We start from the raw sequence: 23,984 nt of genomic DNA, 5'->3' as shown, positions 1-23,984 counted from the left end.
CAACTTTCAGAACTGCGTCCACTGCAAAACCTGCGATATCAAGGACCCCAGCCAGAACATCACCTGGACCACGCCACAGGGTGGGGATGGTCCGAACTATCCTAATATGTAGGCGAAAACCGGTGCACTGGCAGGGTCGTGAAGGCTCTGCCATTGCCTCTTGCCAGCCAAGGCCCTAGCTTATCGGTCAGTCTATGATAGCAGGGCAGGATTTAGGTGATTACCCTTGTGCATCGCGCGGCATTAGCCGCGTTGCTTTTTTCGACGGTCAGTGTGCCAGTATCTGCAGATACAGGGGCGGGTGCCTATCTGGCCGGCCGTCAGGCGATTTATGAAAGCGACTATACAGCAGCCGAGCAATATTATGCGCAGGCGCTGAAGTTTGACCCTCAGAACGCGCTTTTGTTGGAAAGTGTTGTGGTGGCAAGACTGGCGCTGGGAGAGGTTGAGCGTGCCCTGCCCATCGCGCAAACGATTGAAGAGGCTGAACTGCCCAGCCAGGCCGCCAGAATGGTGGTCGCCGCCAATCTGATTGCGGATGACAAACTGGCAGAGCTTTTGACGCGCGACCCCGAAACAAAGGGTGTTGGCCCGCTGGTGGACGGGCTGATGATCGCCTGGGCCCATCTGGGCCAGGGTGAGTTGACCAAAGCGATGGAGCAGTTCGACACTGTATCCACCCAGGATGGGCTGCGCGAATTTGCGCTGTATCACAAGGCAATGGCGCTGGCCTCGATCGGTGACTTTGAGGGCGCCGAGGCGATCTTTGCAGAAAATGATGGTGCGATTGCCCAATTCTCGCGCCGCGCAGCGATGGCGCGGACTGAGGTTCTGTCGCAACTTGACCGAAACGCCGATGCGCTGGCGTTTCTGGATACCGTCTTTGCGGCGGGCAGTGACCCTTCGATTGAAGATTATGTCAGCCAGTTGAACGCTGGTGAAACACTGCCCTTTACCCATGTTCGATCCGCTCAGGATGGCATGGCAGAGATCTTTTTCTCGGTCGCTGCGGTGCTGAATACCGAAGCGTCGCCCGACTATGTGCTGCTGTATACCCGCGTCGCAAGCTTCCTGCGCCCTGACCATGTGGATGCAATCTTGCTGAGCGCAGAGCTTCTGGATGAATTGAAGCAATATGACCTAGCCGTCGATACCTATCGCAAGGTTCCGGCTGACAGCAACGATCATCATGCGGCTGAACTGGGCCGGGCCGAGGTGTTGGGCCGGTCAGGCAAAACCGATGCCGCGATTGAAGTGCTTCAGAATCTTTCGGCAAAGAAACCCAATCTGCCCAGCGTTCACGTGGCACTTGCGGATATCCAGCGGCAACAGGAAAACTATGCGGCCGCAGTAGCGTCCTATGACAGCGCAATCGCCCTGACAGACGCAGCGTCAAGTGGGAACTGGTTCCTGCATTACGCGCGTGGCATCTCGCATGAGCGGTTGAAGAACTGGGATCAGGCCGAAGCGGATTTTCGGCGGGCACTGGAGTTGAACCCGGATCAGCCGCAGGTTCTGAATTATCTGGGCTATTCGCTTGTCGAACGCCGCGAAAAACTGGATGAGGCGTTGGATATGATCGAACGCGCCGTCGCCGCGCGCCCGGACAGCGGCTATATCGTCGATAGTCTGGGCTGGGTCCTGTTCCGCCTTGGGCGCTATGACGAAGCCGTGGATCATATGGAACGCGCTGTTGCGCTGATGCCTGTTGACCCGGTGGTTAATGATCATCTGGGTGATGTCTATTGGGCCGTTGGCCGAGACCGTGAGGCCGAGTTCCAGTGGAAACGCGCATTGTCCTTTATTGACCCGGAAGAGACCGAGGGCGAAGCTGACCCCGAGCGCATCCGCCGCAAGCTCGAGGTGGGTTTGGATGCAGTATTGGCCGAGGAAGGCGCCGATCCTTTGAAGGTTGCCAATGGCAACTAAGGGCTTCGCACCCGCCAAGATAAACCTCACACTGCATGTTACCGGCCAACGGGCGGACGGGTATCACCTGTTGGATTCGCTCGTGGCGTTTGCAGATGTCGGGGATCAATTGGAGTTTGAGCCGGGGTCCGATCTGTCGATTTCCGTTAGCGGAGAGCACGCGTCTGGCGTTCCCACAGATGCGCGTAACCTTGTTTGGAAGGCAGCTGAAGCCACGGGATGGTCAGGCAGCATCGCTTTGGACAAAGCGCTTCCGCATGGTGCGGGCATTGGCGGCGGATCATCTGACGCGGCGGCGATGTTGCGACATGCACAAGCTCAGAGTTTTGATTTTCCATCCGATCTTCCAGTCTCTCTGGGGGCAGACATACCGGTTTGCATGATGGCTAAGGCTGCGCGGATGCGAGGGATTGGTGAGCAGGTGACTGCTATGACTTTGCCTGAGTTGCCTGCGCTTCTGGTAAATCCCGGCGTTGAAGTGCCCACAGGGGCTGTATTCAAAGCCATGGAATCGCGTCAAAATCCACAGATGCCAGATGATATTCCGGTTTTTGAGGGCGTGGCTGATTGTGCCTTGTGGTTGTCGGATCAGCGAAATGACCTGCAAGGCCCAGCAATTGGCATCGCCCCTCAGATTGGGCGTGTTCTGGACGAATTGACCGGGACTCGGGAGGTGTTACTGGCGCGTATGTCGGGCTCGGGCTCAACCTGTTTTGCGCTCTATCCGTCTCTGAAAGCGGCCCATTTCGCAGCCTATGAGATTGGTGCAGCCCACCCCGATTGGTGGTGCCGCGCGACTCAGCTTAGTTGAGTCGAGACACCACGTAATCAGCCAGATCGCGCAGCAGGGTCCGCAGCTCGTGATCTGGTAGCACTTCCAGCGCTGTTTTGGCCTTGTTCGCCCAATCCAGCGCATCCCGACGTGTGGCTTCAAGCGTCTGATACTTGGCCATCAAGCTCAGTGCGTGATCCAGATCGCCATCTTGCTGTCGGCCTTTCTCGATGGTGCGCTCCCAGAACATGCGCTCGTCTGACGTGGCCTGTGCCACGGCCTTGATCACCGGTAGGGTCAGCTTCCGTTCACGGAAGTCGTCGCCGATATTCTTGCCGGTCGCTTTGCTATCACCCTGATAATCCAGCAGATCGTCGGCAATCTGGAAGGCAATACCCAGCGCGTCGCCATAGTTGAACAGCGCCTCGACCTGTGGTTCTGCCGCCCCGGCGATCACGCCGCCCACTTCGGTCGCTGCCGAGAACAACGCCGCCGTCTTGCCGCGCACGACTTGCAGGTAGACGGCCTCATCCGTGCCCAGATCGGTGGCGGCGGTCATTTGCAGCACCTCGCCCTCGGCAATCGTGGCCGAGGCATTGGCCAGAATATCCAGAACACGGAGCGATCCGGTTTCTACCATCAACTGAAAACTGCGTGAAAACAGATAGTCGCCCACCAGCACGCTGGATTTGTTGTCCCACAAAAGGTTCGCCGTGGGCCGCCCACGCCGCTGGGCGCTTTCGTCGACCACGTCGTCATGCAGCAGGGTCGCAGTGTGAATAAATTCAACCGTCGCGGCCAGACGCACATGATGCTCGCCCGTGTAGCCAAACAGCCGTGCTGCCGCCAATGTCAGCATCGGGCGCAGACGTTTGCCGCCTGCCTCGACCAGATGTGCAGTCACCTCAGGGATGCGCGGTGCGTGCTCAGACGCCATCCGTTTCCGGATCAGCGTATTCACCGCCTCCATTTCACCGGTCAGAATTTCGGCGAGCCGCTCATGCGGTTTCGAGATTGTGCTGACGTCCATCACACTCCTGATACAAGGCTCGACTTCTGTCCTGCCTTGCCCTTACATCCATCCCCATGAAAGAACTATTGCGCAGCACCGATCCGACAATCCTGGCCTTTGCATCCGCTCTTCTTGAAGGCGAGGATATAGACTGCTTTCAGATGGACGTAAATATGAGCATCCTCGAAGGCGGCATTGGAATCTTCCCTCGTCGCCTGATGGTCCGGGCGGATGACCTGACCCGTGCCGAACGCGTGATGCGCGACAATGAGATCCCGCTGGGAAGATGACCCGTTTCGAAGATCAAGACCTAAGCCAAAATGCGTTTTTGGGTGGCAAGCTGCACTTGTGGCAGCCTGTCAAAGGGTATCGCGCCGGGGTAGACCCTGTTTTGCTTGCCGCGTCGGTTCCGGCCACCAGCGGCCAATCAGTGCTAGAGCTTGGATGCGGGGCCGGGGCGGCCATTCTTTGTCTCGCTGCACGCGTACAAGGGTTGGAGCTCAACGGGGTTGAGCTGCAACCGGCTTACGCGGATTTGGCGCGTCGCAACGCCGCCGACAATTCCATTACGCTGGAAGTTGTAACCGCCGATCTGACCGAACTTCCGCCAGAACTAAAACAACGTCAGTTTGATCATGTGATCGCAAACCCACCCTATTACCGTGGTGGTGCCCATAGTCCGGCCCAGGATTCAGGGCGCAGTGCTGCCTTAGGCGAACAGACCCAATTGGCCAATTGGATCGATGTGGCCACCAAACGCCTTGCGCCGCGCGGGTATCTGCACATGATCCAAAAGGCTGACCGCCTGTCGGACATTCTGATAGCGTGTCAGGGCCAGCTGGGCTCGGTCGAAGTGCTGCCCTTGGCGGCGCGATCAGGGCGTCAAGCCGAACTGGTCATTTTGCGTGCTCGCAAGGGCGGACGCGCCGCATTCCGCCTGCATGCCCCGCTGATTCTGCATCGGGGGGACCGACACGAACGGGATGGCGAAAGCTATACCCCCGAGATTTCAGCGGTGCTGCGGGATGGTGCAGCCATGGGGCCATTTTATACCTCTCGGCGATGACCAGCCGAATTTGTCGAATTTATTGCAGATTCTGTGCGTCTGCAGCGTGACAGGGTGGAAACGATGTGCTCAACTTCTTACGTGACATTTAGACACGTAAACCAAGGAGGATCGCCATGAGCGTGAGCGCACATCTGACGGAACTGAAGAAGAAGCACGAATCTCTCGGTCTCGAAGTGGAACAAGCCCAACGCTCGCCAGGTATCGATGATCTCCATATCGCCCAGCTGAAAAAGCAGAAACTAAAGCTCAAGGAAGAGATCGAACGCCTGTCAGCTTAACCAGTTAGGCTGGCGCGCGCCGCAATTACAGCGCCGCCGGTGATCAGTACCGCCGCGATCGCCAATGTCCATGACGGCATGGCGATCCCGGCACCAACCAGCACAACAGTAGACAGCAAAGGTGCGGCGTAAGAGCTGGTTCCCAGCATCTGTATGTCGCCCTGTTTGACACCGATATCCCAAACATAAAACGCCAGCCCCACAGGACCCAAACCCAAAGCCAGCGTCGAAGCCCAACTGAGGGCGGTATCGGGCCAGACGGTGGTTTCCAGTGCGAAATGCAGCACCCACGAAGCGACGGCAGTCAGCACGCAGAACACAGCAACAGTGCTTGTGGGCGTTTCACCCAGTTTGCGGGACAGCACCGAATACCCCGACCATGTCAGTGCACAGAGGAAGGCCAGCGCGTATCCCGGCAGGTCGTCAATCTGAAAGCCCGCGCTGCCACCGCCGGTGATGATCAGTGCGGCCCCGGCAAAGCCGAGGCAGGCCCCGAACAGATGGCCCGGTCTCAGGTGCTCGCCGGGTAGAAGTCCTGAAAAAAGGACAATTAGGAGGGGCCAGAGATAGGCGATCAGTCCGGCCTCTGCCGCCGGAGCCATGCGCAGGGCCGAGAAATAGAGCGCGTGGTATCCGAACAGACCGACAGTGCCGAATGCATAGATTTTCCAACTGATGCTGCGCAGTTTGGAAAACCCACCGGATTGCCATGTCCAGATCAAACCCAGAGAACCGCCGATGCTGAAACATATGGCATTGAGCAACAGGGGCGGTGTCGGGGCCGAGCCGACGGTGAACAGCGCCAGCAAGGCCCACAGCAGAACAGCGATGAATCCGATGGCGGTGGCACGGTTTCTGGTCATTTGGCTAAGACGTCTTCTACGGGAATGATCGTGAACTCATCCGAGATATGGGCGGTCTTTTCAATCTCGGTCGCGAACCAATCGCGGAACGCAGCCACTTGTGGCCGGTTTTCTGCACCGGGTAGGCACAGAAACCGAAACCGCCCGTTGGTTTCGATTGCTGTTTTGAACGGGGCAATCAATCGCCCCTCGGTCATGTCTTTGATGATCATTGCGCGCCGCCCCAAGGCGACGCCCACTCCGGCCACCGCAGCATCAATCGCGTGATCCGCGTTCGAGAAATGCGCGCCATGTGTCGGCGTGAACTCCATCCCAACGGCCTTGAACCAGGTCGGCCAATCGGCTGGTGGTTTGAGAAACGCGATTGAATCGTCGTGGATCAAGGGTGCATCACGCAAGCTTTCGGGGGTGGTAAACTGCTCTGCCAGCTCGGGTGTCATGACCGGCGTCAGCCATTCCTTGCGCACCGGCAGGCAATACAGCCCCTCATCCTGGCCAGAGCCAAAGCGGATCGCAACATCCACGTCGTCCTGTTCCAAATCCATATTGCGCAGGGTGGCCGAAAACCGAAGATCGATTTCCGGATGGGCGCGCGCAAAATCATAGAGGCGCGGGGCAAGCCATTTCGCAGTCAGCGCCGGTCCGGCTGTAACGGTGAGCGTTGTGTTGTCCTGCAATCTGCGCGTCGCAGCCCAGGCAGACTTGAGCGCGGCAAAACCGTCTGCCGTACCGGGGGCCAGTGCTTTGCCGGCTTCGGTTAGTTCCACCGCGCGGTTCAAACGCCGAAACAGGGGATGGCCCAGATGCTCCTCAAGTGACTTGATCTGAAAAGACAGTGCAGCGGGCGTTACGTTCAGCTCATCAGCCGCTTTCGCAAATGACATATGGCGCGCGGCGGCATCAAAGGCGCGCAAAGCGGTCAGAGGGGGCAGTCGGTCGGACATTACAGTTAAGATTTTCTTATCTGAGCAGTTGAAAACTCTCGTTTGTGCAATTTAAAATCAAGCGCCATCTTGGGTGCAAGTCAAGTTCAGCTTTAGCCAGAAGGATATGCCATGATCGAGATGACGACCAACCCGTCTGTTCAAGATGCGATCCGTCGCGCCCATGAAGAACGCAGCAAAGTCATCCACCAACTTTGGGCCTGGTTAACCGGTTCCCGCTGATCACAGCGCGCGTGGTCTTACGGGATAAAGAAGGGCCGGTCCAAAAGGACCGGCCCGTTTTCTGTTGCTACTGAGTGTGATCAGACGAAGAACTGAGCACCGTTGGCCGAGATGGTCGACCCATTGATGAACTGCGAATCGTCGGATGCCAGGAATGCGACGCAGCGTGCGATTTCCTCTGGCTCACCTAACCGACCGGCCGGAATTTGGCCGATGATCGACTCGCGGACCTTCTCAGGCACGGCCATAACCATTTCGGTGGCGATGTAGCCGGGGCAGATTGCATTCGCGGTAATACCCGCCCGCGCGCCTTCCTGCGCCAGCGATTTCACAATGCCAAGATCGCCCGCCTTGGTCGCCGCATAGTTCACCTGCGCAAACTGACCCTTCTGACCGTTGATCGAGCTGATGACGATGATACGACCGAACTTGCGCTCGCGCATACCAGGCCACACGGGGTGAACGGTGTTGAACACGCCGGTCAGGTTGGTGTCGATCACTTGATGCCATTGCTCGGGCGTCATTTTGTGGAACGGCGCGTCGCGGGTGATACCCGCGTTTGCCACAACGATGTCGATTGGGCCAACTTCGGCCTCGACCTTTTCGATGCCCGCTTTGGACTCGTCATAGTCGGCCACGTTCCACTTGTAGGTGGCGATGCCGGTTTCTTCGGTGAATTTTGCTGCGGCTTCATCGTTTCCTGCGTAGGTCGCTGCAACATTACACCCTTCGGCCTTAAGCGCCTTGGAAATTGCTGCGCCGATGCCGCGGGAACCGCCGGTAACGAGTGCTGTACGTGCCATATAGGAATCCTCCAAATTTAGTCGTCTTGGTAATTCTGTTACTCTGAGAGATGCTGTTGCGCAATATCGTTTCGTGGCGGTTTAGGGCTTTCTGTCTGGCGATATTGTCGCATCTAGCGGATAAGCTTCGATTGTAACAAAAAAGGGCGCCCGCGGGACGCCCTTTTCTATTTGGCTGTCAAAGCACTTAGTCGCGCTCCACGCACAGGGCGACACCCATGCCACCACCGATGCAGAGGGTGGCCAGACCCTTCTTGGCATCACGGCGCTTCATTTCGAACAGCAGCGTGTTCAGAACGCGGCAGCCCGAGGCACCAATCGGGTGGCCGATGGCAATCGCGCCGCCGTTGACGTTTACAATGGACGGGTCCCAACCCATGTCCTTGTTCACAGCACAGGCCTGCGCGGCAAAGGCTTCGTTGGCTTCAACCAGATCCAGATCGTCAACCGACCAACCTGCTTTTTCCAGCGCTTTGCGCGAGGCGTAGATCGGGCCGACGCCCATGATCGACGGGTCCAGACCGGCGGTCGCGTAGGATGCGATCCGCGCCAGAGGCTCAATCCCGCGCTTTTCGGCGTTCTCGGCCGACATCAGCAATGTGGCTGCCGCGCCGTCATTCAGGCCCGAGGCGTTGGCGGCGGTGACCGAGCCGTCCTTGGTGAAGGCCGGGCGCAGTTTGGCCATCGCTTCCATGGTCGCGCCGTGACGGATGTATTCGTCCTTGTCCATCACGATGTCGCCCTTGCGGGTCTTGATGGTGAAGGGCACGATCTCATCCGCGAACTTGCCCGCTTTCTGCGCTGCCTCGGCTTTGTTTTGCGAAGCTACGGCGAATTCGTCCTGCATGTCGCGGCTGATCTGCCATTTCTCGGCGACGTTCTCGGCGGTCTGACCCATGTGATAGCCGTTGAAAGCATCCCACAACCCGTCGCGGATCATCGTGTCGATATATTTCATGTCACCCATCTTGTGTCCGGCGCGTAGTGCGGCGGCGTGGGGCGACAGGGTCATGTTCTCTTGACCACCGGCGGCGACGATGTCCGCATCACCCAGTTGGATATGCTGCGCACCAAGAGCCACAGCGCGCAGGCCCGAGCCGCAGACCTGGTTGATACCCCAAGCTGCGCTTTCCTGCGGCAGGCCCGCATTGATATGCGCCTGGCGGGCGGGGTTCTGGCCCTGAGCGGCCGTCAGAACCTGACCCATGATGGTTTCGCTTACTTCGCCCTTTTCCACTCCGGCCCGTTCCACGACTGCTTCCAGAACGGCAGCGCCGAGATCATGTGCAGGGGTGTTCGCAAACGAACCGCTAAAGCTGCCGACGCCCGTGCGCGCGGCGGATGCGATTACTACGTTGGTCATATAGTCAGTCCTTTACCGTCAAGGTCCTTTGGGAAATCTGACGGCGCAGGTGGCAGAGAGGTCTCTGACAAAACAAGAGCGCCCCAAGTTCCCCGCTCCAGCGCTATATGGCATATCGCAATGCTGCATATGCAGCAACGGGCAGCTTGTCTCAGCAGCCGAGTTCAGGGGTTCACAACTGTGAATTGTTGCTTAAGAGCCTGTTCTGGAGTTGTTTTCCTGTTTCCAAGGCGGGGCGACTGTGGGCGCACCAAACAGAAAACCTTGCAAACAGTCGACCCCGCTGTTGCGCAGAAACTCGGCGTCAGCCTGATTTTCAACCGATTCGGCGGTTACCAGTATCTCGAATTCTTGCGCGACCAAGATCAACGCGCGCACCAATGCTTGATTGTCGGGCTGCTCACTTATGCCTCGAATGAACTGGCCATCGATCTTTGCGGCGTCGAACAGAAACTCACGAAAATGACGCAGGCCAAAATCGCTGGCGCCAAAATCGTCCAGCGCAAAGGCAATGCCGCGTTCCTGCAGGCGATCCATCAGGTCGATCACAAGTTCCGGCACTTGCATGGCGGATTGTTCCGAAATTTCAAGGATCAGCCGCTCTCCTATGCTTTCGTCGCGTTTCAGAAACCGATCCAGCACCTTTGTCCAGCGCGCAAACCCAATTGAGCGGGCAGACATGTTAATCGACAATCGTATGCCGGGGTTCCGCACCAATGTCTGCAAACCAAGTTCCAGCGCGATGCAATCAAGTTCTCGCCCCAAAGGTGTATTTTCGACCTGTGGCATGAACTCTCGCGCCGGGATCACACGCCCGGTTTCGTCCAATACGCGGATGTAGCCTTCGTAGAAAGCAATGCCGCCGGGCGCGTGCGCCTGCACAACCGGCTGAAAAGCCAGTTTGCACTGTTTGTGCTTGACCGCCTCGGTTGCCATATTCACAACGGATCGATCTCGCGCCGAGATGGCCGAGCGTAACGGGTTGTCCGATCCTTCAGGTAGATCCGCAAGTTTCTTGTCCCGCATGAGTGCCGGTTCCCTGAACATGTCCGAATAGAGTTTCGGTCCCAGTGTCAGGGCAAACAGGTGAATCTGCGGTTAAAGCGGGTGAATTTTCAGCGGGCCGAGTGTTGGGCGCGCGCCAAAGAAGCGGCGGCCCCAATCACCGCGCCGGTAAAGCCCAACAGCATCATCAGGAAACCCAACGCGATCAAACCGGCCAGAGCGCTGGCAATCGCAGCGACCATAGCCAACATCAGACCCAGCAAACCGACCAAAGTCGAAAGGGTAGTCAAGCGGGTCATTTGCGGGTCTCCAGTCACTCGTTATCTCAAATCATGGACCCCATATGGCACCCGCGACCGATATTTCAAGCTGAGACAGGCATGATCACGTGCAGTTCAGAATTGTTTTGCCTTCAGATTGGGCAATTCATCGCCGAGATGCTGGAAACCGGGCGTTCCGCGATCTTCGGGATGCCGCGCCAGATGCTTTTGTTTGATCTGGTCTGAGCTGTCGCGACTGCCATCATGGCTGTATCCGGGCGGTGCGAAACAATAGGCCAGTCTTTGGCGTAAAGTCAGGCCGGGTTGTGTGGCGTCGCGCCAAATACCAACCCATTCATGAAAGGCCACGCGTAACGGGTTGAACGTGCCGATATTGTGGACCAGCCCGTAGTCGACGCGGTCATCGTCCTGCTCGGGCACAAAGGTGCCGAACATCTTGTCCCAGATGATGAAGACACCTGCATAGTTGCAATCCAGGTAACGGGCATTGCGGCCATGATGCGCGCGGTGGTGGCTGGGGGTGTTCATCACCGCCTCGAACCAACGGGGCATTTTGCCGATGGCCTCAGTATGAATCCAGAATTGGTAGATCAGGTTTAACCCGCCGACGAACAAAACCATGGCCGGGTGAAAGCCCAGCAGGATCAGCGGCGCGCGCACCACCATCATGAAGGTGAATGTATATGTCCATGTCTGCCGCAATGCGGTGGTCAGGTTGTAGTGCTGTGAACTGTGGTGGTTCACATGGCTGGCCCAGACCCAGCGAATGCGATGACCGAACCGGTGCACCCAGTAGTACCGCAGGTCATCCAGCACAAAGCACAGGATGATCACCGGGATAGATGTGCCCAGATCAAGTGGCGTGATCTGCCACAGCCACATGAAGAATGCATAGGCGATGAACCCCAGCAGAAATCCCGAGGCGATGTTTCCGGCCCCCATGATCAATGAGGTCACCGCATCGCGAGTCTCATATCGGCCACCCCGGCCTTTGACAGCGATCCACAGGAATTCGGCCAGAATCGCAGCGATGAAAAAGGGAACTGCCCATTGGACGGCGTCGGGAAAGGTGATCTGGTCTGTCATGTGGGTTCCATCAGGTTACGCCAATGGCTGCGTTCGAATTCGTCCAGACGAACAAGGCATCTGGGTGTGGCAAAGTCGTGAAACTGGATTTCGAACCCGTCGGGATGGTCCAGCATGTCATAATCCAGCAAGTGTCGGGCGACGGTATCCGAGCCAAAGGACCAGATCAGACCGGGGCCGGTTGCGGTCTGGATCAGGGCAGAGTGGCCATCATGAGCGATGGTCAGATCGATCACCTCATCGTCCGGAAAATGGCGCAGCCATTCCTGACCTGTGTTTTCCTGTGTCAGCACGCGCAATTTCGATCGGCCTGTTATGTGCAGCAACAGTGTGACACCAGCGATTCCTCCGACCACCAGCACCAGAAGAATTTCCAGCGGCATTCTGTCCTCCCACGGCCAGAGTGCAGCCGGCCTTTGCAGCTGTCAAAGGTGGCGTGGCGTAAGGTGCAATGGCGAAGGGGCGCAGCTGTGGTGGTTGCGCCTCTTGCAAGTTTAATAGGGTTAAAATGATCTTAGTTGCTGATCGTGTAGGTCCCGCCAGAATCACCCTTGCCCTTGTTGCGGGTGAACGTCACCTGATTGCCGTCCAGCGAAACGGTCTGGCAATCTTGCGGCAACGTATCGCTTCCAACCACCAGATTGCGGCACCAGAACCGTTTGTTCCAAACCCAGGCCCCGGCAACGTTTCGACCATCATCTAGCTTACCAGACAGTTTTCCGTCGGCCGAGATGACGAGGGTCGCCCCGTTGCCGGTCAGCGTTTTGCCCGCAACCGCATCCAGGAATTGCTTCTGCTTTTTGATGTCCTTGGCGTCAGCAGCCATCGCCGCACCAAGTAGAATAGCGGTTGCGGCGGCAAGTGTCGTGATACTCTTCATAAAAAACTCTCCTGATTAAACGAGCAGGAGAGTATCATGATTCTAAAGGTTTAGAGCAGAATTTCTCAGCTTTCAGCGTTGACGAGAGCCGAGATAATCGCCTTCGCGCTATCCGAGTTCCATTCGGCATCGCCAATCAGTCGCGCGATCTCATTGCCGTCCGGATCAAGGATCACGGTGATCGGCAGGCCAATCACGCCCATCTCACGCGCCACGGCCTGTTTGGGGTCCTGATGGCGAGGCAGATTGTCGATCCCGTTCTCGTCAAAGAACTTTTTGATCCCGGCGGGTGAGTTGCGCCCGGTGGCCAATGTCAGCACCTCGAACCTGTCGCCGCCGAACTCCTCCTGTAGCTCAGCGATCTGGGGCATCTCTTTGCGGCAGGGCGCGCACCAGGTGGCCCAGAAGTTAAGCAGGATGTACTTGCCCTTATAGTCCTCAAGAGAGGCCGTGCCGCCATCATCTTCCAATTCGAATTCAACCGCTTCAACCGGTTTGGGCTCTTTGTGCAGGATCAGTCGCTTCAGGCTGTCCTCGCGCAGCGGCCCCAATGTCTCGGCATCGGTCGCCAAAGCGGCGTTTGCACCCAGCGCTAGGGCCATATAAAGGGGGATCAGACGTAACAGGCGCATATCAACTCCGGGTTTTCTTTCATGACCGATCAATCCTCGAACCAGATGTGGGGCGGCCGCTTTGCCGCCGGTCCAGACGCGATCATGGAGGCAATCAACGCCTCGATCGGGTTCGATCAGCGGATGGCAGCCCAGGACATTGCAGGCTCGCGCGCCCATGCCGCCATGCTGGCTGCCACAGGCGTTATTACTGATAATGACGCGCAGGCTATTCGGGAAGGGCTGCTCACCGTTTTGTCAGAAATCCAAAACGGAGACTTTCAGTTCTCAACCGCGCTGGAAGACATCCACATGAATGTCGAAGCGCGCCTGAAAGAGGTGATCGGTGAACCCGCAGGCCGTTTGCATACCGGGCGTTCGCGGAATGATCAGGTGGCGACCGATTTCAAACTCTGGGTCCGCGATCAGTTGGATGCGGCAGAAACCGGCCTTCTGGCTCTGATCCGCGCGCTTTTGGCGCAGGCCGAGGTTGGAGCCGATTGGGTTATGCCGGGCTTTACTCATTTGCAAACCGCGCAGCCGGTAACATGGGGTCACCACATGATGGCCTATGTCGAGATGTTCGGGCGTGACCTCAGTCGTGTCCGCGATGCCCGTGCGCGGATGAACGAGTCCCCGCTAGGGGCCGCCGCGCTGGCCGGGACCTCTTTCCCCATCGACCGCCACATGACGGCAGAAACGCTGGGCTTTGACCGCCCCGCCGCGAACTCGCTGGATGCGGTCAGTGACCGCGACTTCGCGCTGGAGTTCCTGTCCACTGCCTCGATCTGCGCCGTCCACCTGTCGCGCTTTGCCGAAGAGCTGGTGATCTGGTCCTCGGCCCAATTCCGGTTTGTGACGCTCTCGGATCGCTTCTCGACCGGGTCCTCGATCATGCCGCAGAAGAAAAACCCCGACGCGGCGGAGCTGATCCGCGCCAAAGTCGGCCGCATCTTTGGTGCGAACACCGCGTTGATGATGGTGATGAAGGGTCTGCCGCTGGCCTATTCCAAGGACATGCAGGAAGACAAGGAACAGGTTTTTGACGCCGCGGACAACTGGATGCTTGCACTGGCTGCGATGGAAGGCATGGTCAAGGATATGAACGCCAACCGCGATAGCCTTGCTGCCGCTGCGGGGTCTGGTTTTTCGACCGCGACCGATCTAGCCGATTGGCTGGTGCGGGTTCTGGGCTTGCCGTTCCGTGATGCCCACCATGTCACCGGTTCGCTGGTGGCGATGGCAGAAACCAAGGGTTGCGACCTGCCCGACCTAACACTTGAGGATATGAAGTCGGTGCACGCGGATATCACCGATGACGTCTATTCTGTCCTCACCGTTGAAAACTCTGTAAACTCGCGCCAATCTTATGGAGGGACTGCGCCTGATCAGGTGCGGGCTCAGATCAAACGATGGAAGGCGTTGGTATGATGCGTATGTTTCGGGTCATTCTGCTGATCTTGACCGGTTTTGCCCTAGCAGCCTGTGGTGCCGATGGCGAACCTGTTCAGCCGACCGCCAGCCTGGGCGTTGGCGTCGGGTCCAGCGGGACACATGTTGGCGGAGGCGTAGGCCTGCGCAAGGGCGGCCTCGGCCTTTATCTGGGTGTCTGATCCGAAATCCAATACCGTCAGTATAGACTCTGAGGAGAATGGTGTATGCGAACCATCGGCCTAGTTCTAACGCTTGCCGTTTTGGCGGCGTGCGAACCCACATCTGCGTCGCGCCCTGATCCTAAGCCAGAGCCAAAACAGTCCGGCATTTCTGTATCCGGCTATGCACGTGCCGGGGTCTCGACCGAGTTCTAAATGTCTGCGTGGGGCTCTTAAGCGCCCGAATCCATTGAACCGGGGGGCCGTTTTGGTCTAAGCGCGCAGATATGGATCACTTTCTCTACCGCGACGGCGCGCTTTTCGCCGAGGATGTCCCGATCTCCGAAATCGCTGCCGCGGTCGGAACCCCGTTCTATGTCTATTCAACAGCCACCTTGCTGCGTCATTTCAAGCTGTTTGATGATGCGCTTGAGGGAACCGATCACCTTGTTTGCTACGCGATGAAAGCGGCCAGCAATCAGGCCATCCTGAAGACATTGGCACAGGCAGGCGCCGGGATGGATGTTGTTTCGGGTGGGGAATACCTGCGTGCCAAGGCAGCAGGTGTTCCGGGCGACAAGATCGTGTTTTCGGGCGTCGGCAAAACGGCCGATGAGATCCGGACTGCCCTGACCGGCGGCATCCGCCAGTTCAACGTGGAATCCGAACCCGAGATGCAGATGATCAGCGCTGTCGCGGAAGAGTTGGCGATGGTTGCACCGATCACAATCCGGGTGAACCCGGATGTGGATGCGAAGACTCATGCCAAGATTGCGACAGGTAAGTCCGAAAATAAATTTGGCATTCCGATCTCGCGCGCATCCGAGGTTTATGCGCTGGCCGCCAGCCTGCCGGGGCTCGAGGTGATTGGGATTGACGTTCATATCGGGTCACAATTGACCGAGCTGGAACCGTTTGAGCTTGCCTATACCAAGGTCGCTGAACTGACCGAGCAATTGCGGGCCGAAGGGCACAATATCCGTCGTCTCGATTTGGGGGGCGGTTTGGGCATTCCCTATGCGCGCTCTAACGATGCGCCGCCGCTGCCTGTCGAATATGGCGCGCTGATCAAGAAGACGCTGGGCCATCTGGATTGTGAAATCGAGATCGAACCCGGCCGTCTGATCGCGGGCAATGCCGGGTTGATGGTGAGCAAGGTGATCTATTTAAAGTCCGGCGAGGGTCGGGATTTTCTGATCCTTGATGGCGCAATGAATGATCTGATCCGCCCGGCGATGTACGAGGCATATCACGACATTATTGCTGTTCAGGAACCTGTGCCTGGCGTTGAACAGCAGCCCTATGACATCGTCGGCCCGGTCTGCGAAAGCGGCGATACATTTGCCAAACAGCGCAACATGCCGCCGCTTGATGCGGGTGATCTGGTGGCGTTCCGCAGTGCCGGTGCTTATGGCGCGGTGATGTCCAGTGAATACAACACGCGACCGTTGATCCCCGAGGTTCTGGTGCATGAGGATCAATTTGCAGTTATTCGTGAACGCCCAAGCTTTGACGAAATCATAAACCGCGATACCATACCTACGTGGCTTTGACGCAATCAGCGTAAGGGCCCGATCAGGAGGCCCGCATTGCGCGACAAAGTGAAATTGCCGATACCAAAACGTTCGCTCTGGCTGACCCATGCGGGGATGCTGGCCGAGCAGGTTTTGCGCGCTTTCTGGCCGTTTTTCTCGATTTTGATGGCAGTTCTGGCTGCTTTGATGCTGGGCCTTCAGGATCAAGTTCGCGTTGAATTTGTCTGGGCCGCAGGTGCAGTCAGCCTGATCGCGCTGAGCGTGGCTGCGGCTATTGGGATTCGGCGATTCCATCGGCCGACGCGCTCTGAGGCGCTTGTCCGCTTGGATGAGGCCTTGCCCGGACGCCCTATTCAGGCGTTGATCGATGACCAGGCCATCGGGGCGACGGATGCGGATTCGGTTGCTTTATGGCGGGCACACAAGGCGCGGATGGCGCAGCGCGTCTCTCAGGCCGAGGTGGTGAAACCTGATCTGCGCCTTGCTTCGCGCGATCCATACGCCCTGCGCTATGCCGCGCTATTGGCTTTGGTCGTCGCCATGCTGTTCGGATCGCTTTGGCGCATTGGGTCCGTCGCCGAAATGACGCCGGGAACGGCGGTCGCGGGGCAGGGACCAACCTGGGAGGGCTGGGTTGAGCCACCGCGCTATACCGGCCTGCCAACACTCTATCTTGCCGATCAATCCGGGCCCGCTCTGTCCGTGCCTGCGGGCAGTAGTGTTACTTTGAGGTTTTATGGCGAGGTCGGGGCGCACAGCCTGACCGAAACAAGTTCGGTCACTGGAACCGAAGCTGCCACTGAACCAGAACAGGATTTTGTTGTCACTCAATCGGGGCAATTGCGGATCGAAGGACCTGCAGGCCGGGATTGGGTTGTTGACGTGATTGGCGATGCCCCTCCGATCATTGACGTGGCAGGTCGGGCCGAGGCCGAAGCAGGCGGGCAGATGAAGCTGCCGTTTCAATCCAGTGACGACTATGGCGTTGTCTCTGGCTCTGCCCTGATCGAACTTGATCTTGGCGCAGTAGATCGCCGGTATGGTTTGACCACAGAACCTGAACCGCGCGAGGTGATCGAGATTGAACTGCCCATGCCCATCACCGGCGACCGGGCTGATTTCACCGAAGACCTGATCGAAGATTTCTCGGAACATCCATGGGCGCATCTGCCGGTGAGGATCACGCTGATGGCGCGCGATGCGGCGGATCAACAATCGGAATCCGAACCCTATCTGACTGCCTTGCCTGCGCGCCGGTTCTTTGATCCGCTTGCGGCTGCTGTGATCGAACAACGGCGCGATCTGCTGTGGTCGCGCGAAAATGGTGCTCGGGTCGCTCAGGTGTTGCGGGCAGTTTCGCATCAGCCCGAGGGTCTGTTCCGCTCGGATACGGCCTATCTGCGACTGCGCGTGTTATTGCGTCGGTTGGAGACCTTTAATCAATACGGGTTGAAGCAGCCTCAGCAGGAAGAAATCGCGCAAGCCCTGTGGGATCTGGCGGTGCTGATCGAAGACGGCACCCTGGCCGATGCACTTGAGCGGATGCGCCGCGCGCAGGAACGCCTAAGCGAGGCGATGCAAAATGGCGCGAGCGAAGAAGAGATTGCAGAGTTGATGCAGGAGCTGCGCGAGGCGACGCAGGACTATCTGCAACAGTTGCAGCGTCTGGCGCAACAGAATGGCCAAGATGGTGAACGTCAGTCCGGGCAAAATGGCGAGTCGCTGCAGATGTCGCAGGATGATCTGCAGGCCATGATGGACCGCATTCAAGAACTGATGGAACAGGGCCGCATGGCCGAAGCGCAGCAGGCGCTGGAAGAGTTCCAGCAGATGATGGAGAACATGCGTGTCACCCAAGGTCAGGGTCAAGGTGGCCAGTCCGAGGGGCAACAGGCCATGGAAGGTCTGGCCGAGACATTGCGCGAACAACAGGGTCTGAGCGATCAGGCCTTCCGCGATTTGCAGGAACAATTCAACCCGGGCGGTCAGGCCGGTGAAAGCCAGGGCAACGAAGGTCGCAATGGTGGTCAGGGTCGGGGTCAAAGCCACGAAGGGCAGGGTGGTCAGGGGCAGGATTCGGATCAGGCTGGTGAAGGTCAATCCGGTCAGGGCAGTCTGGCGGATCGTCAACAGGCGCTCCGCGATGAATTGCGGCGTCAGGAACAGGGCCTGCCGGGTGCCGGCACGCAGGAGGGTGAAGCTGCCCGCGATGCGCTGGGCCGTGCGGGTCGGGCCATGGATGAGGCCGAACAGGCCCTACGCGGCGACGATCTGGCCGAGGCGATAGATCGTCAATCCGAAGCGATGGAAGCCCTGCGCGAAGGCATGCGCTCACTTGGTGAGGCGTTGGCCGAGAACCAGCAAAACCAATCCGGTCAAGGCACGCAGGAAGGCGAGGCCCAAGCGAATAACCGTGATCCACTGGGCCGAAACCCCGGGGCTGCGGGGTCGATCTCGACGGATGACAATCTGTTGCAAGGCGAAGATGTTTACCGCCGCGCGCGTGAGCTGCTGGATGAAATCCGGCGCCGGACTGGAGAAACCGACCGGCCTACGATTGAGTTGGAATACCTGAAACGGCTGCTGGAACGGTTCTGAGGCCGTCAGTTCTGTGACGCGCCTGATCCGGCCTGTGCCTCAAGCCAGATACGCGCCTGATCGATCATCGATACGTAGGGTTTCAGCACTGGATCGGCCTGTGGGACGACTTCGCTGATTTGCTGCGCATTGCCGTAGATCAGATACAGGATCACCGCGATGATCAGAACCAATGCAAACCCGCGTACAAAGCCACCGGATTTGCGTGCTGGTTGAGCGGCATCCGGGTCTTCGGCCAACATGCTGGAGTTGATGGTCTCAACATCCGGCAACGCCTCTTTCTGACCGGCATCTTGGGATGTTTCTGATGCGGTTGGCGTTTTGGGTTCGACTTTCGGAATTGGTGCGACATCCAATGCGAGATCAGGCTGCGTTTCAAGGCTGCTGCCTTCCTGCGCCCTGAGTTCGGATTCTCGTGCGGCCTCTTCCTGAAGAATATTGGCGACGGAGGGGTCGATATTTCCGGGCGTCTTGGTTTCAGCCTTGGCCACTTCCGTCTCTTGGTCGGAAAAGGCTTCCTCGACCGGTGACCTGTCAGTGCCTGTGTCGTCTTCTTCCTCAGATGTTGACGTCTCGAGCTCAGAGAGCTTGGCCTTCAGTTCGGTGGTTTCCACCCCAGCTGTTTCAGCTGTTTCATCGGCGGGGTATTTCGCCTGAAACCATGTCTGATCACAGGCCGAACATTGTACATCGCGGCCTTCTTCGGGGATGACCTCGTCTGGCACCTCATATTGGGCACTGCAATTCGGACATGTAAGACGCATGCTGCCTCCCCGGCCGGCAATTCGGCGGATAATAGTTTTTTCAGGCATATTATTCCGTTAAGACCCAACAGCAAAGCGCGATTTCGGTTTCAGGGTCCAAGTGTCACCAATTGGACTCGGTACAGGCATTGAAACCACATTCGCGCTCGGGCAAGAAGAGCAGCATAATAAAGGGGACACGTGTGATCGAGCTGGAGAATGTCAGCTACACCTATGGTGGCGGCGAATTGCTGAGCGACGTCTCGGTGCAATTGCAGCCGGGCTCGTTTCATTTTCTGACGGGTCCATCCGGGGCGGGCAAAACCACTTTTCTAAAGCTGTGCTATGGTGCGTTGTTGCCAACGTCGGGGCGTCTGAGCGCCTTTGAGCAGGATGTTTCAGCCTTAGACCGTGATGAGATGGCGTTGCTGCGCCGCCGGATCGGTGTTGTACATCAGGATTGTCAGTTCCTTGATCACATGACGCTGGCAGAGAACGTGGCCTTGCCCTTGATGGTTTCGGGCCGCGCCGAGGCCGAGGAACAAAGCAATCTGTCAGAATTGCTGGGATGGGTCGGGTTAGGTTCGCGGCTAGAAGCACATCCGCCCGAATTGTCGGGAGGTGAACGCCAACGTGCCGCACTGGCGCGTGCCCTGATCCTGTCACCCGATGTCGTATTGGCGGACGAACCCACGGGAAACGTGGATTGGGAGATGTCGCAGCGTCTGTTGCGCTTGCTGGTCGAGTTGAACAAAATGGGCAAAACCGTCCTGATCGCCACCCATGATCTAAGTCTGATCCGCGCCGCAAAAAGCCAGGTTCAGGCCCGCGTGCTGCGTATTTCGCAGCGCCGGTTGCAACTGGCGGGGGCAGATCTATGAGCAAAGGTGACATCCGAAATCTGCTGCGCCGCGACAGCCGCGCCGATCGGGTGGTGCCACCCACCGGTTATACCGCTCATCTGACGTTGTTTGTTTCTGGCGCGATGGCCTTTCTGACGGTTTTTGCGTTGGCCTTGTCTCTGGCCTCGGGCCGGATCGCGGATCGCTGGGCCTCGGAACTGGCCGGGGCGGCAACGCTACGGATCAACGCCCCTGCTGAACAACTGGCTGCCCAGACCGAGGCCGCTCTGACCGTTCTGAACCAGACACCGGGTGTGGCATCAGCCCATGCACTGACTGCGGATGAGCAAGAGGCGTTGCTGTCGCCCTGGTTCGGGCCGGACCTGCCACTGGACACGCTACCCATCCCGCAGCTGATCGAGATTGTCGAAGGCGAGCCTGGGCTGGATGTTGCTGGCTTGCGCCTGCGCCTGGGGGCCGAAGTGCCGGGTGCCGTGCTGGACGACCACACGCGATGGCGCGAACCTTTGGTGGACGCGGCCGTCTCACTGCGACGGCTTGGGTGGATTTCGATCCTACTGATCGGAGGCGCAACAGCTGCCATGATCACGTTAGCGGCCAATGCCTCGCTGGCGGCGAATGCGCAGATCATCGAGGTGTTGCGTCAGGTCGGTGCCCGCGACCGGTTCATCGCGGGCGCCTTTGTGCGTCGGTTCACCTATCGTGCACTGTTCGGTGCGGCGGTGGGCACGCTGCTGGGCATGATCGGCGTTTTGCTATTGCCGGAAGCCTCGGATGCCGGAGGGTTCTTGTCCGGCGTCGGATTTCAGGGGAGGGATTGGACGCTGCCGGTGGTGATCCCAATTCTGGGTGCCGTTGTCGCTTTCTTTGCGACCTGGACCGCTGCGCGCCGCAAGTTGAAGGAGCTTTCCTGATGTCCAAGGCTGTTCAATGGATCCGGTCGTTGGTCTTTATGTTCGTGATCTACCTTTGGATGCTGATCCTTGGCATCGTGTTTCTGCCTTATGCGGTGTTTGCAAAACGGGGCGCATTGCAGGCGTGCAAAACCTATGCGCGCAGCACATTGTGGCTGGCGCGCTGGATGGTGGGTATTCGCAGCGAAGTACGCGGAACACCGCCGACAGGTGAGGTTGTAATCGGCGCCAAGCATCAATCCTTTCTAGATATCATTATGATCTTCAACGCTATCCCGCATGGCAAGTTCATCATGAAGCGAGAGCTGTTGTGGACCCCGATCATCGGGATGTATGCGCGCCGTCTGGGTTGTATCCCGGTGAACCGGGGCAAGAAGGGCGCTGCCGTTGCCAAGATGGTCAAGGACGTCGCTAAAGAATTCACCGAACCCGGTCAGCTGGTCATCTATCCGCAAGGCACCCGCGTCGCACCGGGGGCTAAGAAACCTTACAAAGTAGGCACTGCCGTTTTGTACGAAGGGTTGGGTTTTCCCTGTGTCCCTGTGGCGACAAATGCAGGCGTGTTTTGGCCGCGTACCGGTCTCATGCGCAAGCCGGGCCTTGCGATTGTTGACTTCCTTGAACCCATCGAGCCCGGTGTTGAACGCGAAGAATTTCTGGAACGTCTAGAAAACGTAATCGAAACACGTTCTGACGCGCTGATGCAAGAAGTGGGGTTTGATCCGGATGCAGTTCATTGACGATCTGAGCACGTTAGAAGGGCTCTACGGCACACCGGGCGCGCCATCTTTGCGTAAGGTGGTGCGACAGCTTACGCCACTTTATCGTAAGTGGATTATGGCGTCCCGACTATGCGTTCTGAGTACGGTTGGCCCAGAAGGCGTGGATGGCAGCCCGCGCGGTGACGATGGCCCGGTGGTTCTGGAACTGGATCCCGCCACGCTGGCCCTGCCGGATTGGCGAGGGAACAACCGCCTGGATTCGCTGCGCAATATCGTGCGCGACCCGCGCGTGTCGTTGATGTTTTTTGTGCCGGGTTCGAACAATGTGGTTCGTTTGAACGGATCGGCACGGCTGACGGCTGATGAAGATTTGCGCGCGCGGTTCGAAAAGCACGGCAAACGCCCAGCGACAGTTATTGTGATTGACATCCAGGAAATCTACACCCAATGCGCCCGTGCGCTGATGCGGGCTAAAACCTGGTCAGGCGATGATGAATCCCGAGGTCTGCCAACGGTGGGAGAGATCCTTGCCGAAGCGTCGGACGGTGAGGAGGGCGGCGCACGCTATGACCAGGAGTGGGCTCCGCGCGCCGCCAAAACGATGTGGTAGGCATAGCGATCAAACCGCCGCCGCCCCAATTTTTTCAACCTTCGAGATCCAGCGCTCGACGCTGCCGGCTTTTGGATAGCTGGCACCTGCGAAGTAAGTGAACTTCGTTGGTTTGAAACCGACAAACCCCAATATCTGATCACGCACCTGACGGATGAGCGCTTGGCGATAGATCAGGCGCATGAACCAGCCTGGCGTGTCTGAGGTCAGGATTACGCGCGCAGTGCGCCCGGTCAGCATTGGGGCTGGAAAACCGAGTTTCGTCGTGTTGCGCGTGTCGAACGTGCGACCTGGGATGAACATCCGGTCGATCAGCCCTTTCAGTTTCGCGGGCAATCCACCCCACCACATAGGCGCAGTGAGGACCAGATGATTGCTCCACTCGAAATCCTGCAGAACCTGTTCCAGTTCGGGTTCGAGGGGTTTGAAATCGTGATAATTGCCCTGACCGAAATCCAGATCAAACTGAAGATCGCTGAGGTGAACGACGCGCACGTCATGACCGTTCTGGCGTGCCGCATCACCATATGTCTGCGCAAAGGTGCGCGACAGGCTGTTTTCACCGGGGTGCCCGTCCAGGATCAGAATTTTCTTCGGGTGCATTGGGATTCTCCTAAAAGTGACCGTGGTCATCTTATAGAACCAAAAAATGACCACGGTCAATAATAAATTTGACCGTGGTCAAAAAATATGCAATCTGGGCTCATGCAAAAGACAGTTCAGAAACGCACACTGAAAACCCGCGCCCGCCTGATGGCAGCGTCGGAAGAGGTGATTCAGAAAAACGGATACGAGGCCTTACGGGTCGAGGAGGTGGTGCAACTGGCTGGCGTCGCCAAAGGCACGTTCTTTGCCCATTTCCGCGATAAAGATGCGTTGATGGAGATCATGATCGCGGACAAGTTGAATGCCTGTCTGGATCAGGCTGACGACGGGCCAAAGCCCGGTACCGTCGCCGAGATCATCACTGCCCTTGAACCGGTTCATAGTTTCATGACGTCCGAGCGGTATGTCTTCGATCTTTTGATCCGATATTCAGGTGCAACCGCGATCGCGGAAATCGGGCCCATCGCCTATTGCTTTGAGCGGTATTTCCGAGTGGTGATGATGTGGCTTGATGCCGCCGAGATGCGCAAAGATGTGCCATCAGAGTTATTGGCCGAGGGCGTGCAGGCTTTTGCGATTCAGGCTATGTCTCTGAGATTCTGCGCGCTGCATTCTGCGACGACATTTACCGACAGACTGGAAACCTATCTTAAGGCGTGGCTGACCCCAGCGCGCTGATCGCG

29 protein-coding genes are annotated in these 23,984 nt (G+C 57.9%); 16 read left to right on the top strand and 13 right to left on the bottom strand.

Annotated elements, in window-relative coordinates; translation table 11 throughout:
- The 3 genes from ABLN87_RS16480 to ABLN87_RS16470 all read left to right on the top strand — a co-directional run.
- A partial coding sequence (locus ABLN87_RS16480) for a 4Fe-4S dicluster domain-containing protein (protein WP_353011084.1) occupies positions 1–112 on the top strand: 112 nt, incomplete at its 5' end.
- Between the two features lie 104 nt (positions 113–216).
- Complete coding sequence (locus tag ABLN87_RS16475; RefSeq protein WP_353012087.1) at positions 217–1,929, top strand: tetratricopeptide repeat protein; 1,713 nt, start codon at positions 217–219, stop codon at positions 1,927–1,929.
- Positions 1,919–2,740: a 4-(cytidine 5'-diphospho)-2-C-methyl-D-erythritol kinase gene (locus tag ABLN87_RS16470; protein ID WP_353012084.1), complete on the top strand. Its 822-nt coding sequence runs from the start codon at positions 1,919–1,921 to the stop codon at positions 2,738–2,740. Before ABLN87_RS16475 ends, ABLN87_RS16470 begins: the two co-directional genes overlap by 11 nt.
- Here ABLN87_RS16470 and ABLN87_RS16465 read toward each other — a convergent pair.
- Positions 2,733–3,731: a polyprenyl synthetase family protein gene (locus tag ABLN87_RS16465; protein ID WP_353012081.1), complete on the bottom strand. Its 999-nt coding sequence runs from the start codon at positions 3,729–3,731 to the stop codon at positions 2,733–2,735. The genes ABLN87_RS16470 and ABLN87_RS16465 overlap by 8 nt on opposite strands.
- A 56-nt stretch (positions 3,732–3,787) precedes the next feature.
- Between ABLN87_RS16465 and ABLN87_RS16460 the strand changes: the two genes are divergently transcribed.
- From ABLN87_RS16460 to ABLN87_RS16450, 3 genes are all read left to right on the top strand, one after another.
- Entirely contained in the window at positions 3,788–4,003 is a 216-nt protein-coding gene (locus tag ABLN87_RS16460; protein ID WP_037316655.1) for a DUF2007 domain-containing protein, read from the top strand.
- On the top strand, positions 4,000–4,779 hold the full coding sequence (locus ABLN87_RS16455; protein ID WP_353012078.1) for a tRNA1(Val) (adenine(37)-N6)-methyltransferase: 780 nt from the start codon (positions 4,000–4,002) through the stop codon (positions 4,777–4,779). The genes ABLN87_RS16460 and ABLN87_RS16455 overlap by 4 nt, the downstream gene beginning before the upstream one ends.
- 116 nt (positions 4,780–4,895) lie before the next feature.
- A complete protein-coding gene (locus tag ABLN87_RS16450; RefSeq protein WP_083445267.1) occupies positions 4,896–5,060 on the top strand; it encodes a YdcH family protein in 165 nt (54 codons plus the stop codon).
- Here the strand turns inward: ABLN87_RS16450 and ABLN87_RS16445 are convergent.
- The 10 genes from ABLN87_RS16445 to ABLN87_RS16400 all read right to left on the bottom strand — a co-directional run bounded on the left by ABLN87_RS16445 (position 5,057) and on the right by ABLN87_RS16400 (position 13,139).
- On the bottom strand, positions 5,057–5,923 hold the full coding sequence (locus ABLN87_RS16445; RefSeq protein ID WP_353012075.1) for a DMT family transporter: 867 nt from the start codon (positions 5,921–5,923) through the stop codon (positions 5,057–5,059). The two genes, ABLN87_RS16450 and ABLN87_RS16445, sit on opposite strands and share 4 nt — an antisense overlap.
- Complete coding sequence (locus tag ABLN87_RS16440) at positions 5,920–6,867, bottom strand: transcriptional regulator GcvA (RefSeq protein ID WP_353012072.1); 948 nt, start codon at positions 6,865–6,867, stop codon at positions 5,920–5,922. The genes ABLN87_RS16445 and ABLN87_RS16440 overlap by 4 nt, the downstream gene beginning before the upstream one ends.
- A 302-nt stretch (positions 6,868–7,169) precedes the next feature.
- Entirely contained in the window at positions 7,170–7,892 is a 723-nt protein-coding gene (gene phbB, locus ABLN87_RS16435; protein WP_353012069.1) for an acetoacetyl-CoA reductase, read from the bottom strand.
- A 187-nt stretch (positions 7,893–8,079) separates the two neighbouring features.
- On the bottom strand, positions 8,080–9,255 hold the full coding sequence (locus tag ABLN87_RS16430) for an acetyl-CoA C-acetyltransferase (protein WP_170488653.1): 1,176 nt from the start codon (positions 9,253–9,255) through the stop codon (positions 8,080–8,082).
- A gap of 192 nt (positions 9,256–9,447) precedes the next feature.
- Entirely contained in the window at positions 9,448–10,281 is an 834-nt protein-coding gene (locus tag ABLN87_RS16425; protein ID WP_353012066.1) for an EAL domain-containing protein, read from the bottom strand.
- A gap of 89 nt (positions 10,282–10,370) precedes the next feature.
- Complete coding sequence (locus ABLN87_RS16420; protein ID WP_353012063.1) at positions 10,371–10,559, bottom strand: hypothetical protein; 189 nt, start codon at positions 10,557–10,559, stop codon at positions 10,371–10,373.
- A gap of 96 nt (positions 10,560–10,655) precedes the next feature.
- The gene (locus ABLN87_RS16415; protein ID WP_353012061.1) at positions 10,656–11,627 is read right to left on the bottom strand and encodes a sterol desaturase family protein; all 972 of its coding nucleotides are present in this window, start codon (positions 11,625–11,627) and stop codon (positions 10,656–10,658) included.
- Positions 11,624–12,010 (bottom strand): hypothetical protein, encoded by a 387-nt coding sequence (locus ABLN87_RS16410; RefSeq protein WP_353012058.1) that lies wholly within the window; start codon positions 12,008–12,010, stop codon positions 11,624–11,626. Before ABLN87_RS16410 ends, ABLN87_RS16415 begins: the two co-directional genes overlap by 4 nt.
- A 131-nt stretch (positions 12,011–12,141) precedes the next feature.
- The gene (locus ABLN87_RS16405; RefSeq protein ID WP_170535782.1) at positions 12,142–12,507 is read right to left on the bottom strand and encodes a dihydrodipicolinate reductase; all 366 of its coding nucleotides are present in this window, start codon (positions 12,505–12,507) and stop codon (positions 12,142–12,144) included.
- Positions 12,508–12,572: 65 nt separating this feature from the next.
- Positions 12,573–13,139, bottom strand: a complete 567-nt coding sequence (locus ABLN87_RS16400; protein WP_170535784.1) for a TlpA disulfide reductase family protein — start codon at positions 13,137–13,139, stop codon at positions 12,573–12,575.
- A 21-nt stretch (positions 13,140–13,160) separates the two neighbouring features.
- Between ABLN87_RS16400 and argH the strand changes: the two genes are divergently transcribed.
- From argH to ABLN87_RS16375, 5 genes are all read left to right on the top strand, one after another.
- Positions 13,161–14,549, top strand: a complete 1,389-nt coding sequence (gene argH, locus ABLN87_RS16395; protein WP_353012055.1) for an argininosuccinate lyase — start codon at positions 13,161–13,163, stop codon at positions 14,547–14,549.
- A complete protein-coding gene (locus tag ABLN87_RS16390) occupies positions 14,546–14,731 on the top strand; it encodes an argininosuccinate lyase (protein WP_417750407.1) in 186 nt (61 codons plus the stop codon). Before argH ends, ABLN87_RS16390 begins: the two co-directional genes overlap by 4 nt.
- Before the next feature lie 45 nt (positions 14,732–14,776).
- Positions 14,777–14,926, top strand: coding sequence for a hypothetical protein (locus tag ABLN87_RS16385; protein WP_353012052.1), 150 nt, complete (start codon positions 14,777–14,779; stop codon positions 14,924–14,926).
- A gap of 71 nt (positions 14,927–14,997) precedes the next feature.
- Complete coding sequence (lysA, locus tag ABLN87_RS16380) at positions 14,998–16,263, top strand: diaminopimelate decarboxylase (protein WP_353012049.1); 1,266 nt, start codon at positions 14,998–15,000, stop codon at positions 16,261–16,263.
- Between the two features lie 36 nt (positions 16,264–16,299).
- A complete protein-coding gene (locus tag ABLN87_RS16375) occupies positions 16,300–18,843 on the top strand; it encodes a TIGR02302 family protein (RefSeq protein WP_353012046.1) in 2,544 nt (847 codons plus the stop codon).
- A 5-nt stretch (positions 18,844–18,848) separates the two neighbouring features.
- On the opposite strand, the gene ABLN87_RS16370 is transcribed toward ABLN87_RS16375, so the two are convergent.
- Complete coding sequence (locus ABLN87_RS16370; protein ID WP_353012043.1) at positions 18,849–19,607, bottom strand: zinc-ribbon domain-containing protein; 759 nt, start codon at positions 19,605–19,607, stop codon at positions 18,849–18,851.
- 182 nt (positions 19,608–19,789) lie between these two features.
- Between ABLN87_RS16370 and ABLN87_RS16365 the strand changes: the two genes are divergently transcribed.
- Genes ABLN87_RS16365 through ABLN87_RS16350 form a run of 4 tightly spaced genes read left to right on the top strand, consistent with a single transcriptional unit; the run spans position 19,790 to position 22,695 of the window.
- Positions 19,790–20,467 carry a cell division ATP-binding protein FtsE gene (locus ABLN87_RS16365; protein WP_170535793.1) on the top strand — a complete coding sequence of 226 codons (678 nt, stop codon included), beginning with the start codon at positions 19,790–19,792 and terminating at the stop codon, positions 20,465–20,467.
- On the top strand, positions 20,464–21,363 hold the full coding sequence (locus ABLN87_RS16360; RefSeq protein WP_353012040.1) for a cell division protein FtsX: 900 nt from the start codon (positions 20,464–20,466) through the stop codon (positions 21,361–21,363). Before ABLN87_RS16365 ends, ABLN87_RS16360 begins: the two co-directional genes overlap by 4 nt.
- Entirely contained in the window at positions 21,363–22,103 is a 741-nt protein-coding gene (locus tag ABLN87_RS16355) for a lysophospholipid acyltransferase family protein (RefSeq protein ID WP_353012037.1), read from the top strand. The genes ABLN87_RS16360 and ABLN87_RS16355 overlap by 1 nt, the downstream gene beginning before the upstream one ends.
- Positions 22,090–22,695 carry a pyridoxamine 5'-phosphate oxidase family protein gene (locus ABLN87_RS16350; protein WP_353012034.1) on the top strand — a complete coding sequence of 202 codons (606 nt, stop codon included), beginning with the start codon at positions 22,090–22,092 and terminating at the stop codon, positions 22,693–22,695. Before ABLN87_RS16355 ends, ABLN87_RS16350 begins: the two co-directional genes overlap by 14 nt.
- Positions 22,696–22,704: 9 nt before the next feature.
- Here ABLN87_RS16350 and ABLN87_RS16345 read toward each other — a convergent pair whose 3' ends face one another.
- Positions 22,705–23,298 (bottom strand): NAD(P)H-dependent oxidoreductase, encoded by a 594-nt coding sequence (locus ABLN87_RS16345; protein WP_353012031.1) that lies wholly within the window; start codon positions 23,296–23,298, stop codon positions 22,705–22,707.
- A gap of 102 nt (positions 23,299–23,400) precedes the next feature.
- Between ABLN87_RS16345 and ABLN87_RS16340 the strand changes: the two genes are divergently transcribed.
- The gene (locus tag ABLN87_RS16340; protein ID WP_353012028.1) at positions 23,401–23,979 is read left to right on the top strand and encodes a TetR/AcrR family transcriptional regulator; all 579 of its coding nucleotides are present in this window, start codon (positions 23,401–23,403) and stop codon (positions 23,977–23,979) included.
- The last annotated feature ends 5 nt before the right edge of the window (positions 23,980–23,984 follow it).

It is taken from the genome of Ruegeria sp. SCP10 (assembly GCF_040329495.1).
Taxonomy (GTDB): Bacteria; Pseudomonadota; Alphaproteobacteria; order Rhodobacterales; family Rhodobacteraceae; genus Ruegeria.
The sequence above is the reverse complement of the archived record's forward strand: the minus strand, read 5'-3'. Positions and strand labels throughout refer to the sequence as shown.

Excerpts from the sequence above, each read along its gene's own strand:
- ABLN87_RS16350 (WP_353012034.1), top strand. The coding sequence starts at position 22,090 with ATGCAGTTCATTGACGATCTGAGCACGTTAGAAGGGCTCTACGGCACA.
- ABLN87_RS16470 (WP_353012084.1), top strand. The coding sequence starts at position 1,919 with ATGGCAACTAAGGGCTTCGCACCCGCCAAGATAAACCTCACACTGCAT.
- ABLN87_RS16405 (WP_170535782.1), bottom strand. The coding sequence starts at position 12,507 with ATGAAGAGTATCACGACACTTGCCGCCGCAACCGCTATTCTACTTGGT.
- ABLN87_RS16390 (WP_417750407.1), top strand. The coding sequence starts at position 14,546 with ATGATGCGTATGTTTCGGGTCATTCTGCTGATCTTGACCGGTTTTGCC.
- ABLN87_RS16460 (WP_037316655.1), top strand. The coding sequence starts at position 3,788 with ATGAAAGAACTATTGCGCAGCACCGATCCGACAATCCTGGCCTTTGCA.
- ABLN87_RS16430 (WP_170488653.1), bottom strand. The coding sequence starts at position 9,255 with ATGACCAACGTAGTAATCGCATCCGCCGCGCGCACGGGCGTCGGCAGC.
- ABLN87_RS16465 (WP_353012081.1), bottom strand. The coding sequence starts at position 3,731 with ATGGACGTCAGCACAATCTCGAAACCGCATGAGCGGCTCGCCGAAATT.
- ABLN87_RS16455 (WP_353012078.1), top strand. The coding sequence starts at position 4,000 with ATGACCCGTTTCGAAGATCAAGACCTAAGCCAAAATGCGTTTTTGGGT.
- ABLN87_RS16360 (WP_353012040.1), top strand. The coding sequence starts at position 20,464 with ATGAGCAAAGGTGACATCCGAAATCTGCTGCGCCGCGACAGCCGCGCC.
- lysA (WP_353012049.1), top strand. The coding sequence starts at position 14,998 with ATGGATCACTTTCTCTACCGCGACGGCGCGCTTTTCGCCGAGGATGTC.
- ABLN87_RS16345 (WP_353012031.1), bottom strand. The coding sequence starts at position 23,298 with ATGCACCCGAAGAAAATTCTGATCCTGGACGGGCACCCCGGTGAAAAC.
- phbB (WP_353012069.1), bottom strand. The coding sequence starts at position 7,892 with ATGGCACGTACAGCACTCGTTACCGGCGGTTCCCGCGGCATCGGCGCA.
- argH (WP_353012055.1), top strand. The coding sequence starts at position 13,161 with ATGACCGATCAATCCTCGAACCAGATGTGGGGCGGCCGCTTTGCCGCC.
- ABLN87_RS16410 (WP_353012058.1), bottom strand. The coding sequence starts at position 12,010 with ATGCCGCTGGAAATTCTTCTGGTGCTGGTGGTCGGAGGAATCGCTGGT.
- ABLN87_RS16355 (WP_353012037.1), top strand. The coding sequence starts at position 21,363 with ATGTCCAAGGCTGTTCAATGGATCCGGTCGTTGGTCTTTATGTTCGTG.
- ABLN87_RS16440 (WP_353012072.1), bottom strand. The coding sequence starts at position 6,867 with ATGTCCGACCGACTGCCCCCTCTGACCGCTTTGCGCGCCTTTGATGCC.
- ABLN87_RS16385 (WP_353012052.1), top strand. The coding sequence starts at position 14,777 with ATGCGAACCATCGGCCTAGTTCTAACGCTTGCCGTTTTGGCGGCGTGC.
- ABLN87_RS16400 (WP_170535784.1), bottom strand. The coding sequence starts at position 13,139 with ATGCGCCTGTTACGTCTGATCCCCCTTTATATGGCCCTAGCGCTGGGT.
- ABLN87_RS16450 (WP_083445267.1), top strand. The coding sequence starts at position 4,896 with ATGAGCGTGAGCGCACATCTGACGGAACTGAAGAAGAAGCACGAATCT.
- ABLN87_RS16340 (WP_353012028.1), top strand. The coding sequence starts at position 23,401 with ATGCAAAAGACAGTTCAGAAACGCACACTGAAAACCCGCGCCCGCCTG.
- ABLN87_RS16425 (WP_353012066.1), bottom strand. The coding sequence starts at position 10,281 with ATGCGGGACAAGAAACTTGCGGATCTACCTGAAGGATCGGACAACCCG.
- ABLN87_RS16370 (WP_353012043.1), bottom strand. The coding sequence starts at position 19,607 with ATGCGTCTTACATGTCCGAATTGCAGTGCCCAATATGAGGTGCCAGAC.
- ABLN87_RS16415 (WP_353012061.1), bottom strand. The coding sequence starts at position 11,627 with ATGACAGACCAGATCACCTTTCCCGACGCCGTCCAATGGGCAGTTCCC.
- ABLN87_RS16420 (WP_353012063.1), bottom strand. The coding sequence starts at position 10,559 with ATGACCCGCTTGACTACCCTTTCGACTTTGGTCGGTTTGCTGGGTCTG.
- ABLN87_RS16445 (WP_353012075.1), bottom strand. The coding sequence starts at position 5,923 with ATGACCAGAAACCGTGCCACCGCCATCGGATTCATCGCTGTTCTGCTG.